We start from the raw sequence: 16918 nt of genomic DNA on the forward strand, positions 1-16918 counted from the left end.
ATTGTTGTAGACCTCGGTGACGCTGTGGGTGTTGTTGACATCCACGTCGGTGAAGCTGAGGGCGCCGCTGTCGGTCAGGTTAGGGTTGCTGGCATCTTCCGTCACGCCGCCTAGGCCGTCAATTGTCAGTATTGGAAGATCGTTAGTACCCGTGATGGTAATGGTCAGTGGGACGAGTACCGCGTCGCCGTCGCTGTCGGTTAGCAGGTAATTAAAGGTTTCTGTTATCTGCTCACCGAGCGCAAGTGACTGTACTGAGTTGGAGCCATTGTTGAGTTGATAGCTATAGCTGCCATCGGCAAACAGGGTGAGTACCCCGAACTGGCCTTGGATGCTATTGATCTCACCAAGGTTGATGGAGGTGCCTTGGCTATTGGTGACGGCTGTAACCTGAGCTGAGTCTGCACCCAGAGTATCATTTACGAGCAAGTTGCCTGTTGCCACGGTGGCCGAATCTTCTGTGACGGCGTTGCTGTCGGCGAGTCCTGTAGGTTGATCGTCGATAATATTGACTGTAATGGTACCTGTGGCGACAGCACCCTGATTATCGATCAGTTCAATGTTGAACAGGAATTGCAGTTGATCGCCTGCGCTGTGATCGGCTGCGCTATTGAAAGCATAGTCGTAGGTAAATTGTCCCGATGCGCTGTCAAAGCCTGTAATGGTGAGGACACCGTTTGGAGTATTGATCACTATAGGACCGGCAAATTGGCCGCCACTAATGATGTTGATGCCATTAATGGTGAGGCTACTAATGCCTGCATCTGCTGCGGTTTGAATACTGTTGGCAAAACTGGTTAATAGGGCAGACGGTGAGCTACCCTGCGCCAGATTGGCCTCAAATAGCGAGAAGGTCGCAGAGGATACCGTTGGCGTGGGTTGAAGCTCGGGAATGATCACTTCTTCAACCGTGGTATCCGATGTCAGTGGGAAACCTGTTGTGTCCCAGCCCGCATCGGCAAGTGTCTCATCGCCGGCTCTGCCGATGGAGACGAAGTCGGATCCACCTTCATTACCGCCAGTACCGGCTCCGGCCGCTGTTTCTGGGAGTCCTTGGGTCGGATCATCACCGGCTAGTATCTGGGCTTGCAGTGCGGCGATTTCGGGATCCAGAGCTACTGGCGTATCGGTTTCGGGCGCGGCGTCATTCTGTTGTCCCTGGCTGGTAGCATTGCTGACCCTTGTGTCTTGATTAAGTGTATCTTGCATCAAGTTGGCTTGGGTCGTTGATGAGCCATCTTCATATTCAAGATTAAACTTAACATTGGGTGAAAATATAAGTTGCTCCCCGGCATGGATCAGGTCGCCTATTTTTACCTCTCTGATATTTCCTTGTTCATCTTTAACCTTGAGTTCGCCTACAAGGTTAACAACTACTGCATCCTGTGTTGTGATTGAAGCACCCATAATCATTTCTCGCTCTACTAAATGTAAAATCAAGAGCAAAAGAGTTCTGTTTTGCGCTTGCTATTGGTATACCCACCTGGTTTATCTCTTTAAGTGTGGTTGGCATTGAATAGCTGTCAAATAGCGGCAATTAAGCGAAAAATAGGGGAAAATACAGTGTTTTGATAAAAGTACAACTAATTGATTGTTTTAGAGAGGGTTATATGGAAGGAAGCAAGTTAGGGACTCCTTTAAAAACAAAAAACCACCAGTGATGGTGGTTTCTTATCTAAAAACAGTATAAGAAAGCGTCAAAAAATTGCCGCTTTACGGTAATTTTGTAGCGCCTGGTTCTGTTCTCCCAGGTGTTCGCAGGCCTCGGCAAGCGCCAGCCAACGCTGTTTAGTGGGGGATTGTTGACAGACTCTTAACCACCATTTCTGTGACTCTCTGAACTCCTTACTCTGATCATACAGGGCGGCGATACAGGCTTGGTATTCGGTTTGTTCGCCGAGTTTCTTTTCAAGTTCAAAAAGTTGCTTTCTTGCGTCGAGATCGGCGGGGGTCAATACCTGGGGAAGAGCGTCGAAGATCGCCTGCGTCGGTTGCTGTTTTGCCTGCTTCATCAAGAGCTTGATCGCCTCGTCTCTGCGCTCGAATTTGGCCAGACCCAGGGCATATTGTGCAATAAACTCGGTTTGTTTGCGTTCTACTCGGCTAAGCCAGTGCCAGGCTTTTTCTAATGCCTGTTCGTTCTGCCCCGCAGCTTGCTTGAGCAGGGCCAGATTCACTTCGGCGTTGAGCTGCTGATGCTCTGTCTCGTCGATAATCCCTCGCTTCTTAACTATGGGAAGCAACAGCTTGAGGGCTGACCAATCCTCCTGGGCACGGTAGAGATCGAGCGCCAACCCTAACACAGGCGGCTTACTCTTGCTGGTTGGATTGAGCTCGTCCAGTAGTGCGCGTGCCCGGGTGAGTTCACCCTGTTGAAGTAGATATCTAACCCTAGTGGTGAGTACAGCCTTGTATGCAGCAGGGTCTTTTGCCGCCTCGTTGAGGTAATGGTCGCGGGCGTCATGATCATTTCTATGTTGGGCGGCGCGGGCGGCCGCTAACAGGTTCAAAGCCGGGATCTCACCCTTGTCAGCCCCGCGGGCCATGGCTTTTTCGGCGGTGGACCAGTCCTCTTCTGCCAACGCCAGGGCGCCGGTCAGGGTATGTTTTCTAGCCGCCTTACGGCGCCACTTTTCCGGTAACAGACGGCTGTTTAGGACCAGGTTCACGCTCCAGACGACCAGCATTTCCAGCAAGACCAGGCCCACGTAAAACATGACGGCAGCAAACATGGCAAATACTAGGCTGGTTTCCAGTTCATAGTCGCCGATGGCGATATAGATATAACCCTTTAGCCAGGACAGATAGGGGCTGGCGATTAACCCTATTATGACGATTACCAGGTAGATCAAGGCTCTTATCATAGCGATGTCTCCCGAGCTTTAATTAGGCTGCCATTTGAGACCAGTTGCTGTAGCAGCGGCGTGGCGGCAAATTGTTCTATGGTGGGCGACTGGATTTCCAGCGTGGCCAAGGCATCCAGGGCGGCCAGTGTCTGCTCGGTTTTGTTATCGTCGAGAGCGAAGTACTGGAAGATCCACTTTCTGGCGAGGGTTACCGACTGACGATAGTTCACCTGATCCTGACGGAACAGAGCCAACTGGGCCTGTAGGAGTTTGTTGCGAATATTTTCAACAAGATACCACTGTTGATCGGGTGCCAGTAGCGGTGCTGGGTCAGTGGTGCGCTTGCGTATGATGACAAACTCTTCGATGAGTGCCTGCCAGGACTTGGCCAGATTGGTCTGCCAGTCGTCGATAGACTCGGTGACTTGCAGGGAATCGTCTCTGGCGTTGATCTTGGATTCGCTACGGTTAACCTTTAGTTTCGGCAGGCGCTCTATGATGGTGTCTAGGCTAAGCACTGTGCCGGCGACATCGGTACTCTTGATGGCGGCGACATCGCTCATGTCCCGTGCCAGGGCTTTGCGGATCGGCGTCAGCGAAGGATCTTTCATGGTTTCGATGCGATCGTCCGCAGCCTCTAAGAGACTCAGCGCCGTCTGGGGATCTTTCTCTAACCAAAGCTTATTGCCGGCCATTCTGACCAGATACTTGGCCTCTTCTGCCATCCAATGATTAGGATTACGCTGAGCCAGTTTGTTGACTTGGTCCTGCACCTCATTCTGTTTAGCCTGTAGCTGGGCAAGCTTTTGATCGAATTGATTTTCTGAGGTGCGTTGCTGCTGTTCCAGATGGGTGATGCGGGTGCGCGGGTCGTCGAGACCCTGTTGCAACTGCTTAGCCAGCGCGACCGTCTTTTCCTGTTGCTGGGTTAACTCCTGATACAGGTAGAAACCACCGGTTGCCGTGGCAAATAGGAGCAACAAGATAAATACCAGATTAAAGAGGAATCCCCAGGAAACCCCACCGCCAGACGAAGCAGGCTTAGCCTCCTGGGAAGTCGTCGAGTTGGCCTGTGGCGTCTCGGTAAAGGTCGCATCGATAGACTCATCGTGCTCTGTGGTGGCGACCGCTTTACTCTCTTGGGTATTTTTGTCCATTTAGGCAGATCCTTGAAGACGAGGGCGACATCGGCGAGCAGCTGAGTAAGAAGGTTTAATCCTGTAAACCTAAGGCTGTGAGTACTGCGTCGCGGTTTGCTGCTTTTGCATTGGTGACCCGTGTAAAACCTGCCGCGATGGCTTGGTTATAGACACGTTCGCTGGGCACTATAATATGACATGCGTGCAGCCAAGCAAATAATTCTTTAGGTACAAGTGTAATTAGGTTAGCCAGAATTTCACCACTGGTAATGACTATGGTGTCAATCGCTTGCGCTTGCCATTCAAAGGCGGTGCTGGGATCGAATTCAGGGCAGGCGCGGCGATAGACCTCCCAGTAGTCCACCTGTGCCCCTCGCTCTGCTAGCGCACTAGCCAGGGCTTCTCTGCCACCAACGCCTCTGACTATGGTGATCCGCTTAGCCGTTAAGGCCTGGAGTGAAGGTAAGGTGAGTAGGCCTTCAGTTTGCTGACAAGACTCGGGGGCCTCGGTGGCGGTAATGCCTTTGGCTTGCAGGGCAGCGTAGGTTGCCTGACCGACCGCAAAATATTGCTTATCCTTCGGCCAATCTGACGCCAGGGCGGTATCGGCATACTCTACCGCGTTGGTGCTGATAAAGATGATGATGTCAGACTGATAAAATAGCTTTTTCTTGTGCTCATGGTCGGCGGCGTCGTTAGCGACGACCTGAAGTAACGGCGCTATGGTAAAAGGCACGCCACGCTGTGACAATGCCTCGGCCATAGACTGATTGCGCCCTTCTGGGCGCGTCAGTAGTAGCTTCATTTTTACTTGGCGTATACCGCATCTAAAATGGCTTTGGCGCCTTTAGACAGCAGCTCATCGGCCAGTGCAATACCCAGCTGCTCCGCATCTTGCTTAGAACCGCTGGTCGCGCCGCGGATCACCTGGCTACCATCTGGGTTACCCACCAGGCCGCGTAGCGACAGGGTGTCACCGTCGATTTCGGCGTAGGCGCCGATAGGTACCTGGCAGCCACCCTCAAGGCGAGTGTTCATGGCGCGCTCGGCGATGACACGATAGCGTGTCTCTGTATGTTCGAGTGGTGCCAACAGTGCCTTGACGCGCTCATCGTCGGTGCGACATTCGATACCCACGGCGCCCTGGCCGTTAGCAGGTAGCGAGTCTTCCGCCGAGATAAAGCTGGCGATACGCTCCTCTAGTTTCAGGCGTTTTAGACCGGCTGCTGCCAAGATGATGGCGTCGTAGTTACCGGCATCGAGTTTCGCCAGACGAGTGCCTACGTTGCCACGCAGGTCGCGAATTTTTAGGTCAGGACGTGCCGCACGGATCTGGCATTGGCGTCTCAGGCTCGAGGTGCCGACGATGGCGCCCTGTGGCAACTCTTCTATGTTTTTATAGGTATTAGAGACGAAGGCATCACGTGGATCTTCGCGCTCGCAGATCACCTGCAGTCCCAGGCCTTCGGGGAAGTCGACCGGCACATCTTTCATCGAGTGCACGGCGATATCGGCCTTGCCTTCGAGCATGGCAACTTCCAACTCTTTAACGAACAAGCCTTTACCGCCTACTTTTGCCAATGGCGTGTCCAGAATGACATCCCCTTTGGTGCTCATAGGTAGGAGTTCGACGACCAATCCCTCATGGGCTTTTTCTAGTTCGGCTTTAACAAATTCAGCTTGCCACATTGCCAGTGGACTTTTACGTGTAGCGATACGAATGACGTTTTGAGACATGCTCGATATTCCATCAGAGGCCATAGTTGCGCTAATGCTAACATTGCTTATTGCTATATGTAAGAAATGCCTGTCGATTCTTTGAAGTTCACCCGTTTACCATTTTAGCGCCATGAGGAAAAAGTGTGATCCAGCTCTCATATACTTGCTGTTTTTGTCTAAGCTGTTAGCATGCTATAGGTGAGCTAAATTGACTAGGTTGCTTGAAATTGAAAGAGCAAGAGCATTTTATCGCAACGGCGGAGCGCTTAAACAAGGTACGTTTAGCACGTGCGCTTGCCATATTGACGCCCCTGCAGCGTCATTTGATGCAACTGATCCCTGTGCTGTTTCATTATCATCGTAGCGACTATCCCGGCTATAACGGCCCCATGACGCCTAGCGGCATATTCGAATACTTTCCCAGTGATGATGCCCTAGAGGCCTGCGACACCCTTGGGCTCAGCGAGCCGCAGGTGATTCACCAGCAGCAGAGTGCCATCTATGGCGTCTACACCATGGGCAGCACCGCCAGCTTCGGCCAGAACCCTAAGAGTGATATCGACGTTTGGTTGGTGTATGACCCGACCCTGGCCGAAGATGAAATTGCCTCCCTGCAGGAAAAGTCCCAGCGACTGACGGCCTGGTTTGGCCAACACGATCTCGAAGTGAATATCTATCTGGTTCATCCGAAACAGTTTCTTGCCAGCAGTGGCGAAGGCGTATATCAGGCTGCCAGCCTCGGCTGTGAAAACAGTGGCAGTGTGCAGCACTGGTTGCTGCTCGAAGAGTTTTACCGCAGCCACATCTGCCTCGGTGGTAAGCGGGTTGCATGGTGGCCGGGGGCGGAGGCGATAGAGAGTCATCTCTTCCTGGGGGACGTGAGTAATTTGCCCGCCAGTGAGTACTTTGGCGCCTCCCTGTGGCAGCTCTATAAAGGCTTGGACAAGCCCCATAAGGCGCTGCTCAAGGTAATGCTGCTGGAGGCTTATGCCAGCGATTATCCCAATAGTAATCTGGTGACCACCCAGGTTTGGCAGCGTACCCTGGCAGGGGATTTTTCGGCTTTCAACGATGCCTATTTTCTGCTGTATCAATCGATCGAACATTATCTGGAATACAAGGGAGATAAGAGGCGCCTCGAGATTGTACGCCGTTGTTTCTATTTGAAATGTGGTATCAGGCTGACGGTCGCCGAACACCCTAAAGACTGGCGCTACTACAAGTTGCAGTCGCTGGTGACGCGTTGGGCCTGGTCTGACAATTTGCTGCGCACCTTAGATCAGTGCGCCAGCTGGCACTGTGGCCAGCTACAGTGGTTCAACGAACAACTCAATGAGTTGATGCTTGGCTGCTACCAGACCCTGCTGCAATTTGCCTCGGCCAACAAGTTGAGTGACAGCCTGAAGATCTCCGAGCTGGGCCTATTGACCCGTAAGCTACACACCTATTTTAGTGAGGATGATAAGCAGATCATCAGCCTCAATCGGCTCTGGACGCGATCCGTGGCCGAGGCGCACCTGACGGTGATCTATAGCCACAACTCCAAGGAATATTACCTCTATCGCTGCACGCCAGAGTCGAAAAACTTCATGGGGAATCGAGCGGTATGTCACTCCCATAGCAAGGCTAAGCTATTGATTTGGGCCAGCCTGAATGGTGTGTCGACCGCTCAAACACAATGGTATGCCTTCGGTGAGGGTAAGGGGCATGACAGGGCGCTCACCAAGGCGGCCAAGCGCCTGCCAACTATCATGTCGGAGCGTCGCTGGCGGGCATCCAAGCTGGATCTGTGTCAGCCATGGCATTTTCGCCAGCTGCTTTTTCTGATTAATTTTAATCGCGATGAGACCGAGTTGTGGCGGGGACAGGAGATCATTTTCGACTATATGAATGCCAATATTTTCTCCATGGGTCGCCATCATAAGAACATGGTGCAGTCGTTGGATGTGATCTGCCAAAACAGCTGGGGAGAATGGCATTGCCATCACTTTGAAGGCAACGAGGCCATCTTAGATGCCCTGGTTCATATTACGCCCGGCATGCAGAGGGCGGCTCAGCCGGTGAAGGTGGATGTGGTGAGCTGTTCCAGCCGGTTAAGTTCGCAGATCGAGCGCAGCATCAGCCAGCTGGTTCACAGAGCAAATCGCATGTGTACCAAGGCGAAAACCTCGTCGACCATGGTGCATCCGCTTCAGGTGGGTGGCATTAAATATGGCCTGTTTTTCAACTCTAAGGGCATGGTGTATCAGGATCTGAGTGAGTCAACGGCCTTCTATCAGCGACTCTCCAAGCAACGTATGCTGGAGCTGCCGCGGCCGGATCTCGGCAACGAGCCTTTTAGTAAGATCCCTGAAGTGATCCAAGATTTTGCCGCCATAGGTGCGATTCAATACTTCCTGCGGCCGGGTAAGGAAGGGATAGACGTGTTTGTGCTCGATGAAAAAAATGAGCTGAATCATTATGTTCAGCCGGGGAATAACCTGGAAGAGCTGGTGAGTCAGGTGAGCCACCATCACGCCTTTGCCGACTCTTATCTGGATAACGAACGCTTTAATCTACCGCAGTTTTTCCGTCTGGTAAGAGTCGATGGCCGACTGGAGGCGCAGCCCTTTGGGGTCAACGCCGATGAGGCAGCCATCGAATTTTAACGCCGTCTTATAGGCTCAGCGCTATGCCACCTTGACGCAGGATAGAGGCGAGCACGAAGGGCATAAATTCGCCAGCATCGCTGCGCTCATCTAACCATTTGCCATCGACGTAAGAGAAATGGTATCCGCCAAACTGTGTCGCCACCCAAATCTGATGCAGGGGCTCTTGCTTATTGATGACGATCTTGGACTTGTCCTGAAACTCGAGTTGCAAAACATTGCCTGAGGCATCGATGTCGATATCGGCATCTTGCTCATCGATTGCGTTCTCTATGGCATCTTCAAGGGCGTTAAACATTTCGTCGGCGAGCTTATGGTACTCGGAATCTGTCATTGCCATCTGGGCATCCTTCAGTGGAGTGGGTTGTTGCAGAGCCCACATAGTAATACCAATTTTACTAAATATCTAACTTTGGCCAGGTCTGGGTGCAGTTAAGGTTTTATGTGGAACAGGAGTTTCATTTACCACTCTGGGATAAGGGCAGGCTGCCCTTGGCACGAGAATGAATAAAAATATTCATATTCGGGGTTTTTAGTCTGGGTTAAGCTTGACGTTTTAACCCTATCTCTGCAAACATCAGACAGACTCTATATTGATTGTGCAAGGGCGAGTCCCAAGCCGGATGAGCACACTGTTTGATGGTGATAATGCCTGCCTGCGCAGCTTAGGGAATTCGTTTTTTCCTGATGATGGCAGACATATGAAATATAGATTTTTATAGGCTTTGGCGGGGATTTATCCTGTTTGGGGTAAAAATCATCTTTTTCTCCCCTCTAGCCTCGATAGCGCATACAATCATGAGAAACATGATTAAAAAAGGTGCGGAGCCCTTGGCTACCGTGTGTGATCCCCTCGATACTGGAATGTCTGATGTTGAATAAGATGAAACCGATTTTGTTTATGTTGTTGGCGAGTTTTGTGCTGAGTGCCTGCGGACAGAAGGGGCCTCTGTACAAATCGCCAGAACAGGAAGACAACCAGAAGGCGCAGGTGGAGCAGTCCACATCAGCAACCCAGCAGAAGAACAATAAGGACTAAGCCAAGTGGATCACTTTCTTTATCAACAAGACGAGCTCCATGCCGAGCAATGTGCCGTTGCCGAACTCGCCAACACCTATGGCACCCCCCTTTATATCTATTCGCGCGCCACGTTAGAGCGTCACTGGCATGCCTTCGACAATGCGGTTGCCGACCATCCGCACATGATCTGCTATGCGGTGAAGGCCAACTCGAATCTGGCGGTGTTGAATGTGTTAGCCCGGCTGGGGAGTGGTTTCGATATAGTCTCCGGCGGCGAACTCGCTCGGGTATTAGAAGCAGGTGGAGAGGCGAGTAAGGTGGTCTTCTCCGGCGTCGGCAAGACGGTTGCCGAGATGGAGATGGCGCTGGAGGCGGGGATCTACTGTTTTAATGTCGAGTCGGCCGCCGAGCTTGAGCAGCTAAACGAGGTCGCCCTGAGGCTGGGTAAGGTCGCACCTGTGTCGCTACGGGTGAACCCTGATGTGGACGCCGGAACCCATCCCTATATTTCCACCGGTCTTAAAGAGAATAAGTTTGGCATCGCCATGGAAGAAGCCGAGGCGATCTTCCTGCGGGCCAATACATTAGCTGGCTTGGCGGTGAAGGGCGCCGATTGTCATATCGGTTCACAGCTAACCGAATTGCAACCCTTCCTCGATGCCATGGATCGTATGTTAGCCCTTATCGATCGTCTGGCAGAGCAGGGCGTTAAGATTGCTCATCTGGATGTGGGCGGCGGCTTGGGCGTGACCTATGATGGTGAACAGCCGCCTGAGCCAAGTGCCTATGCCAGTGCCTTGCTGGCCAAGCTCGCGGGACGCGACCTGAAACTTATCTTCGAGCCGGGCCGCGCCATCGCCGCAAATGCCGGTATTTTTGTGACTCAGGTGCTCTATCTGAAAGAGAATGCCGATAAGAATTTTGCTCTAGTCGACGGTGCGATGAACGACCTGATCCGTCCTTCCTTGTATAGCGCCTGGCAGAAGATCATTCCCGTGGTTCCTCGCCCGGGTGAGACCCGTCATTATGACGTGGTGGGCCCAGTGTGTGAGACTGGCGACTTCTTAGGTAAAGACAGGGCGCTCAATATCGCAGCAAACGATCTTCTAGCGGTGCGCTCGTCGGGCGCCTATGGCTTTACCATGGCATCAAATTATAACTCCCGTCCTCGCGCCGCCGAGGTGATGGTGGATGGCGATCGTCATTATTTGGTGAGAGAGCGAGAAAAAATCGCTCAATTGTGGCAAGGTGAACAACTCCTCCCTTAAGCAAGGGAGGCTGGTTATTTATTGAAGGAAAACACTTTTGATCCATTTCACCAAGATGCATGGTTTAGGCAATGATTTTATGGTGGTCGATGGCGTGACGCAGAATGTCTATTTCTCGCCCGAGCAGATAAAGCGCTTAGCGGATCGCAATTTCGGCATAGGTTTCGATCAGCTTCTGTTAGTGGAGCCGCCTTATGATCCTGACCTGGACTTTCATTATCGCATCTTCAATGCCGATGGTAGCGAAGTCGAACAGTGTGGTAACGGCGCGCGCTGTTTTGCTCGCTTCGTCAAGAGCAAGGGGCTGATCCATAAGCAGAAAATTAAGGTCAGCACCTCATCGGGAAAGATGACCTTGCGCCTCGAGCGTGACGGCAGCGTCACGGTCAATATGGGTATCCCTGTGCTAGAACCCAGTAAGATTCCTTTCAACGCCAAGAAGGCGGAAAAGACCTACCTGTTGCAGGCCGATATGCCTGAGGGGATGCAAACCTTCTTGTGTGGCGCCGTGTCTATGGGTAATCCCCACTGCGTGCTCGAGGTCGATGACGTGGCGAATGCCGACGTCGAGCGGATCGGTGCCTTGCTGACCAAGCATGAGCGTTTCCCCAAGGGGGTGAACGTGGGGTTCATGCAGGTGGTCGATGCAAACCATATTAAACTTAGGGTATATGAGCGCGGCGCGGCCGAAACCTTGGCCTGTGGCAGCGGCGCCTGTGCGGCCGTGGTCGTGGGTCAGTTGCAAGGCAAGCTGGCCAGACGCGTGCGGGTCGACCTGCCCGGTGGTAGCTTAACCATTAATTGGGAAGGCGAGGGTAAGCCCCTATGGATGACGGGGCCTGCTGAACATGTATACGATGGACAGATACAGCAATGAATGATGCGATGAACAAAAAAGCCGAGTTGCCCTTCGATGAAGTCTTGATCCGCGAGTATTTGCTCGACAATCCCGACTTCTTCACCCGCTACCCAGAGTTGCTACTTGCGATGCGAATCCCCCATGAGCAGCGTGGTGCCGTCTCACTGGTGGAGCGTCGTCAGGAGATGCTGAGAGCCAGGGTGACGCAACTCGAAGAGGAGATCACCTCGCTACTGTCCATGGCCTCGCGTAACGAACAGATCTATATGTTCAATACCGCCTTGTCACTCAAGCTGTTGCAGGCCGAAGATCTGGGGGAATTAAGACAGATACTGTCGAGCGAGTTACAGCAGCAGTTTCAGTTTACCCATGTGCGGCTGATCACCGTCCATGATATCGACAGTGAATTGTCCAATATCTGGAGTGAGCGCCTGAAACAGGGCTACTACTTCGGCCGTCTTACCCAGAACGAATCTAAGCGTCTGTTTGGCTGCGAGGTGGGCTCGGTGGCGCTGTCCCGCCTGTCACAGCAGTGTGGCCAGGTGATCTTTGCTATCGCCAGCCAAGACCCTATGCATTTCCATCCCGAAATGGATAACCTCTTGCTGGATCAGCTAAAACAGTTGCTCGATCACCTGCTACCTAAGTTGTGATATCGCTATGTCAGTCGACTGGGTGAAGGAATTTGTCTCTTATTTGGCGAACGAGCGGCAGCTCTCTCCCCACACGGTCAGAAATTATCGCTTCGAGCTCGACCGGGTTGGCGAGCTCTTACCTCAAGATCTTGCCTGGGGCGAGGTGAGTGACGAGCAGCTGCAAGCCGTGCTCAATAAGCTGCACCGTAAGGGGCTCGGGCCTCGCTCCATCGCCCTGACGCTTTCGGCCCTTAAGCAGTTTTGTCACTATCTGCTGCAAGAGGGCTATATCAGTAAAGATCCCAGCCTTAACCTCTGCGCCCCCAAGCAGCAAAAGCCCCTGCCTAAGAACATGGATCTCGACTCTGTGACCCATCTTCTGGCTATCGAGGGGGACGATCCTTTAGCGCTGCGAGACAAGGCGATCATGGAGCTGTTCTACTCTTCTGGCTTGCGCCTGGCGGAGTTGGCGGCCCTGGATACCCGGGATATTGCCAGCGGTGAGCATCAGGTGAAAGTCATGGGTAAGGGCAGCAAGGAGCGTATCGTGCCCATAGGTAGCATGGCGCTGACTGCCATCGACGACTGGCTCAAGGTGCGAGCAAGCCTGCCCTGTGAGGACGATGCCCTGTTTGTGACCGCCAAGGGTAAACGCCTCGCCCACCGAAGCATTCAGGCCAGGCTAAACAAGTGGGGTCAGCAGCAGGGGTTAAACGCCCGGGTGCATCCCCACAAACTGCGTCACTCCTTTGCGACTCACATGCTGGAATCCAGTGCCGATCTCAGGGCGGTGCAGGAACTGCTTGGCCACGCCAATCTGTCGACGACTCAGGTCTACACCAGCCTGGATTTTCAACATCTTGCCAAGGTCTATGACGGCGCTCACCCTAGAGCCAAGAAGCGAGGTGGCAATGGTTAGTGTGGCCATAGGTCTGCGCCCCTTCAAGGCGATCAGCTTCGACCTGGACGATACCCTGTATGACAATCGGCCCATCATCATGGCGGCCGAGAGGCGCCTGCTGAGCTACCTGGCCGAGAAGCATCCGGTAACCCAAGATTGGGGCCTGGATGACTGGCAGGCCTTGAAGCGTCAGCTTATCCAGCAAACGCCCATGCTGGCACATGACACCTCGGCCGCGCGTCTGGCGACGCTGGAGCAGGGATTGATGACCTTAGGTTATGCCAGCAAGACCGCAGCAGAGGCAGCGCAGCAGGCCTTAGCCTACTTTGTGGAGCAGCGCTCCGATTTTACCGTTGCGCCCGAGATCATCGCCAAGCTCACTCGTCTGGCGCGGCATTATCCCTTGGTTGGCATCACCAATGGCAATGTCGATGCCCAGCGGATTGGACTGGGTGAGGTGCTGGAGTTTGTCCTGCACCCAGGCAATGGCACCCGCATGAAACCCTATCCCGATATGTTCTATCAGGCCTGTCATCGGCTCGATATCGATTGTGAGCAGCTCTTGCACCTGGGCGATAGCTTTAAGGCCGATGTTCAGGGAGCACGCCGAGCGGGGTGTCAATCTGCCTGGCTCAACCCTGCGGTCGGGAGAGAGCCACAGAAAAACGCCCAGGGGCAACTTCCTCATATTACCTGTAGCACTTTGGACGTTCTCCTAGCGCTTATTGACTAGGGCACTTATTTATACTTTTTAGCTAAGCGTCACAGTCCATTAATCTCATTTCCTCTATTGTCAGCGCTATCATTTCAAGGATAGAGAGGACTCATGCGTACAAGGTTACTTCCCCTATTGCTGCTGGCGTGGACAACGCCGGTGTTTGCCCATGGCATCACTCATGGTGCCGGCTTTATGACAGGCTTTAATCATCCCGTATTGGGCTTTGACCACCTCTTGGCCATGCTTAGCGTGGGCCTGTTGAGTACTCAGCTGGGTGGGCGAGCGATCTGGACCGTACCGCTGGCCTTCATGGCCTTCATGTTAGTGGGTGGCATCTTAGGACTCTATGGGGTAGAGCTGCCACTGGTAGAGTTGGGAATTGCCTTGTCTGTATTGCTGCTTGGTCTGGCTATCGCCTTGGGTCGACAGATTCCGCTGCTACTTGCCATGGGATTTGTGGGGCTGTTTGCCATCTTTCATGGTCATGCTCACGGCGCCGAGATGCCGGCCTTAGCCAGCCCGGTGCTCTATGCGTTAGGTTTCCTCACGGGAACCGCTGTGATCCATCTGCTCGGTGTGGCGCTGGGTATCATAATGCAGCACCTGAGTCGCAAGCTGCCGCTTCTGCGCCTTAGTGGTGGTGTGATCGCCTTGGTCGGTGGCTATCTGATTGTCGGCATCTAGGGCCCGATTGGATAGGGGCGCTAGTTGCTGCGCCCCTTCTCTTGCTAAGTGATAGATAAATAAGCTTTAAATAGCTAATTGTTGAATGGCTATGTTTTAAATCGCTAGGGTCTTAGGGAAGAGGATGTTGTTCTCGATATGTATGTGCTGCTGCAGATCGGCGACAAACTCTTTCAGGGTGGCGTAGCAGATGCGCCAAGTGGTGCAGGCGTGGGCCGGCGGCGTGAAGTCGTTGGTGAGGGCTCTCAGGCGCTCGACGATCTCGCTGGCCTCATCATGCTCATGTTCCATCGCGTTGATGGGGTTTCCTATGTGACCAAAGCAGCCGCTGACCTGTTCGCCATTGGCCATGGCGCGGATGGCCGGGAAGAGGATCTGTTCCTCCTTCATCAGGTGGGGCATGAGATCTTCTATCAGGGCACGCACCCAACCCGCAAAGGGTTTTATCTCGTCATAATGTTCGCCATGGGCGCGCACCATCTTCTGGCTATATTCGATTAGCAGGGGGGCTTTATCACGAACATAGTCATGGTGGGTCGCCTCGATATAGTCGATCAACTCGACTAGGGGGAGTTGATTCAGGCTATCTTCCTGCATCCCTTCAGCCTTAACAGCCTGGAGCGCCGCCTCTACCTCTACCAGTGCTATGCCTGCTCGATCACAGGCCTTTGCCAGGGTGCGCTTGCCGCCACAGCAGAAATCGATGCCAAATTGGCTAAATACATGGGCACGGCGAAAGTCGCCAGCCACTAAGCTGCCAACCGTCTCGTCGGCAAATTCTGAGGCCAGTGGGGACTGTGTAGATAAAGACATGGTGACTCCAATATTAAAAAGATATATTTAATAAGCGTGTTTTGATGGTAGAGAGATTGCCGATTAAATTCAACGTAAACTTGAGTAATTTAGTCGGGTTTGTTGAGGCAGATCATGATTTGTGCGCTAAGGCGCTAGCACGAGATGGTGGAATAGAATGAAGGCTCGTACGGTTGGGCTTGCATTAAGTGGCTGAAAGCAAAACGGGCTCACCATTGCTGGTGAGCCCGTTTAATACAGCTAACTAAGAAGGTCTTAGTTCATGCCGTATTTCTTTAATTTCTTACGCAGAGTACCACGGTTGATACCTAGCATGTTGGCAGCACGAGTCTGGTTGCCACGGGTGTGTTGCATGATGATATCTAGTAGAGGTGCTTCAACTTCACATAACACCATTTCATAAACTTCTTCGGCTTCCTGGCCGTCCATTTGAGCGAAAAAGTTAGTTACCGCACGCTTCACTGCGTCACGAAGTAACTGAGGCTTGATAGTGCCGTTAGCGGTTTCGATTTTGCCTACGGTAAGCTGATGAGCTTCTGGTTGAGTTGTCTGATCAAACATTCGTATTCTGCTCTTTATTAATTCTTTACTAATTCATCAAAATAACGCTCCAACATGGAACGTTGTTCTTCAACAGTTTCCAGCCGATTGAAGTCGGCTCTAAAAGATCTCTGCGCTTCTTGGTCCAGATACCATCCAACATGCTTTCTGGCGATACGTAACCCTTTGTATTCACCATATAATGCATATAAATTCTTGAGGTGTTCCAGCATCACTTGACGCTTTTCGTCCACTTCAATGGGCGCTAGCTTATTACCTGTTTCCAAGTAATGTTGGATCTCTCTGAATAGCCAAGGTCGTCCTTGAGCGCCTCTTCCTATCATCACGGCGTCTGCCCCCGTATAGTCCAGCACGTGACGTGCCTTCTCTGGAGTGCAGATATCGCCATTTGCGACAACTGGAATAGAGACATTCTGTTTAATCGCACGAATCGTGTCGTACTCGGCATCGCCTTTGTACATGCATTGTCGCGTACGGCCATGGACCGCGAGCGAGGCAATGCCACAATCTTGCGCAATTTGGGCTATCTGAACGCCATTTCGGTGTTCTGGCGCCCAACCTGTGCGAATCTTCAGGGTGACGGGTACATCCACAGCGGCAACGACAGCCTGTAAAATTGCTTTTACCTGCTCTGGTTGCTGCAGTAGTGCCGAACCTGCCAACTTCTTATTCACTTTCTTTGCAGGACACCCCATGTTGATATCGATGATCTGTGCGCCTTGTTGTACGTTGACAACGGCGGCATGGGCCATCATATCGGGGTCGGCACCTGCAATTTGTACTGAGCGAATCCCATCTTCACCAGCGTGTGCCATGCGCTGTCGGCTCTTGTCCGTGTCCCACACTTCGGGATTAGACGAAAGCATCTCCGATACGGCCAGGGCGGCACCGTAGCGTAAACAGAGATTTCGGAAGGGTTGGTCGGTGACTCCTGCCATAGGAGCCACGATCAGCTGATTCTTCAGTTGATAGGGCCCAATCTGCATTAATCATTACACCTTGCGCTTCAAAGGGGCGCTATAGTACGCCTTTTTCAAGCCGGTGAAAAGGTCAATAAATGACCTGAGAGCAACTTTTTTGCTTGACTTTTGCGAGCTGAGAAGTCT

The 16918-nt window shown here is 52.5% G+C and carries 17 protein-coding genes; 8 read left to right on the plus strand and 9 right to left on the minus strand.

All coding sequences use genetic code 11. The features are described from left to right. From L2731_RS11050 to hemC, 5 genes are all read right to left on the minus strand, one after another. On the minus strand, positions 1 to 1407 hold a 1407-nt coding region (locus L2731_RS11050), incomplete at its 3' end, for a retention module-containing protein (RefSeq protein WP_249253147.1). A gap of 290 nt (positions 1408 to 1697) precedes the next feature. Continuing rightward, positions 1698 to 2864, minus strand: a complete 1167-nt coding sequence (locus L2731_RS11055; protein WP_249253149.1) for a heme biosynthesis HemY N-terminal domain-containing protein — start codon at positions 2862 to 2864, stop codon at positions 1698 to 1700. Further along, the gene (locus L2731_RS11060; RefSeq protein ID WP_249253151.1) at positions 2861 to 4003 is read right to left on the minus strand and encodes a uroporphyrinogen-III C-methyltransferase; all 1143 of its coding nucleotides are present in this window, start codon (positions 4001 to 4003) and stop codon (positions 2861 to 2863) included. Before L2731_RS11060 ends, L2731_RS11055 begins: the two co-directional genes overlap by 4 nt. A 55-nt stretch (positions 4004 to 4058) precedes the next feature. Further along, positions 4059 to 4790, minus strand: coding sequence for a uroporphyrinogen-III synthase (locus L2731_RS11065; protein ID WP_249253153.1), 732 nt, complete (start codon positions 4788 to 4790; stop codon positions 4059 to 4061). Between the two features lie 2 nt (positions 4791 to 4792). After that, on the minus strand, positions 4793 to 5722 hold the full coding sequence (gene hemC, locus L2731_RS11070; RefSeq protein ID WP_249253154.1) for a hydroxymethylbilane synthase: 930 nt from the start codon (positions 5720 to 5722) through the stop codon (positions 4793 to 4795). Between the two features lie 209 nt (positions 5723 to 5931). Between hemC and L2731_RS11075 the strand changes: the two genes are divergently transcribed. Further along, positions 5932 to 8352, plus strand: a complete 2421-nt coding sequence (locus L2731_RS11075) for a class I adenylate cyclase (protein WP_249253155.1) — start codon at positions 5932 to 5934, stop codon at positions 8350 to 8352. 7 nt (positions 8353 to 8359) lie between these two features. Here the strand turns inward: L2731_RS11075 and cyaY are convergent, their stop codons facing one another. After that, on the minus strand, positions 8360 to 8692 hold the full coding sequence (gene cyaY / locus L2731_RS11080) for an iron donor protein CyaY (RefSeq protein WP_041510749.1): 333 nt from the start codon (positions 8690 to 8692) through the stop codon (positions 8360 to 8362). 543 nt (positions 8693 to 9235) lie between these two features. Here cyaY and lptM point away from each other — a divergent pair. The 7 genes from lptM (at position 9236) to L2731_RS11115 (ending at position 14438) form a co-directional block, all read left to right on the plus strand. Then, a complete protein-coding gene (gene lptM, locus L2731_RS11085; protein ID WP_249253156.1) occupies positions 9236 to 9391 on the plus strand; it encodes an LPS translocon maturation chaperone LptM in 156 nt (51 codons plus the stop codon). A gap of 5 nt (positions 9392 to 9396) precedes the next feature. Further along, entirely contained in the window at positions 9397 to 10641 is a 1245-nt protein-coding gene (lysA, locus tag L2731_RS11090) for a diaminopimelate decarboxylase (RefSeq protein WP_249253157.1), read from the plus strand. 37 nt (positions 10642 to 10678) lie between these two features. Beyond that, positions 10679 to 11518, plus strand: a complete 840-nt coding sequence (gene dapF, locus L2731_RS11095) for a diaminopimelate epimerase (protein WP_239852961.1) — start codon at positions 10679 to 10681, stop codon at positions 11516 to 11518. Continuing rightward, on the plus strand, positions 11515 to 12153 hold the full coding sequence (locus L2731_RS11100) for a DUF484 family protein (RefSeq protein WP_415837002.1): 639 nt from the start codon (positions 11515 to 11517) through the stop codon (positions 12151 to 12153). Before dapF ends, L2731_RS11100 begins: the two co-directional genes overlap by 4 nt. A gap of 7 nt (positions 12154 to 12160) precedes the next feature. Then, the gene (gene xerC, locus L2731_RS11105) at positions 12161 to 13054 is read left to right on the plus strand and encodes a tyrosine recombinase XerC (RefSeq protein WP_249253158.1); all 894 of its coding nucleotides are present in this window, start codon (positions 12161 to 12163) and stop codon (positions 13052 to 13054) included. After that, positions 13047 to 13769 carry an HAD-IA family hydrolase gene (locus L2731_RS11110; protein ID WP_283165068.1) on the plus strand — a complete coding sequence of 241 codons (723 nt, stop codon included), beginning with the start codon at positions 13047 to 13049 and terminating at the stop codon, positions 13767 to 13769. The genes xerC and L2731_RS11110 overlap by 8 nt, the downstream gene beginning before the upstream one ends. A gap of 93 nt (positions 13770 to 13862) precedes the next feature. Then, positions 13863 to 14438, plus strand: coding sequence for a HupE/UreJ family protein (locus tag L2731_RS11115; protein ID WP_249253159.1), 576 nt, complete (start codon positions 13863 to 13865; stop codon positions 14436 to 14438). A 96-nt stretch (positions 14439 to 14534) separates the two neighbouring features. Here L2731_RS11115 and ric read toward each other — a convergent pair whose 3' ends face one another. The 3 genes from ric to dusB form a co-directional block, all read right to left on the minus strand. After that, complete coding sequence (gene ric / locus L2731_RS11120) at positions 14535 to 15251, minus strand: iron-sulfur cluster repair di-iron protein (protein WP_249253160.1); 717 nt, start codon at positions 15249 to 15251, stop codon at positions 14535 to 14537. Positions 15252 to 15506: 255 nt separating this feature from the next. Beyond that, positions 15507 to 15812: a DNA-binding transcriptional regulator Fis gene (fis, locus tag L2731_RS11125; RefSeq protein WP_011864135.1), complete on the minus strand. Its 306-nt coding sequence runs from the start codon at positions 15810 to 15812 to the stop codon at positions 15507 to 15509. A gap of 17 nt (positions 15813 to 15829) precedes the next feature. Then, on the minus strand, positions 15830 to 16798 hold the full coding sequence (gene dusB, locus L2731_RS11130) for a tRNA dihydrouridine synthase DusB (protein ID WP_041510757.1): 969 nt from the start codon (positions 16796 to 16798) through the stop codon (positions 15830 to 15832). Between the last annotated feature and the right edge of the window lie 120 nt (positions 16799 to 16918).

The sequence above is a fragment of the Shewanella aquimarina genome, assembly GCF_023349185.1.
Lineage (GTDB): Bacteria > Pseudomonadota > Gammaproteobacteria > Enterobacterales > Shewanellaceae > Shewanella > Shewanella aquimarina.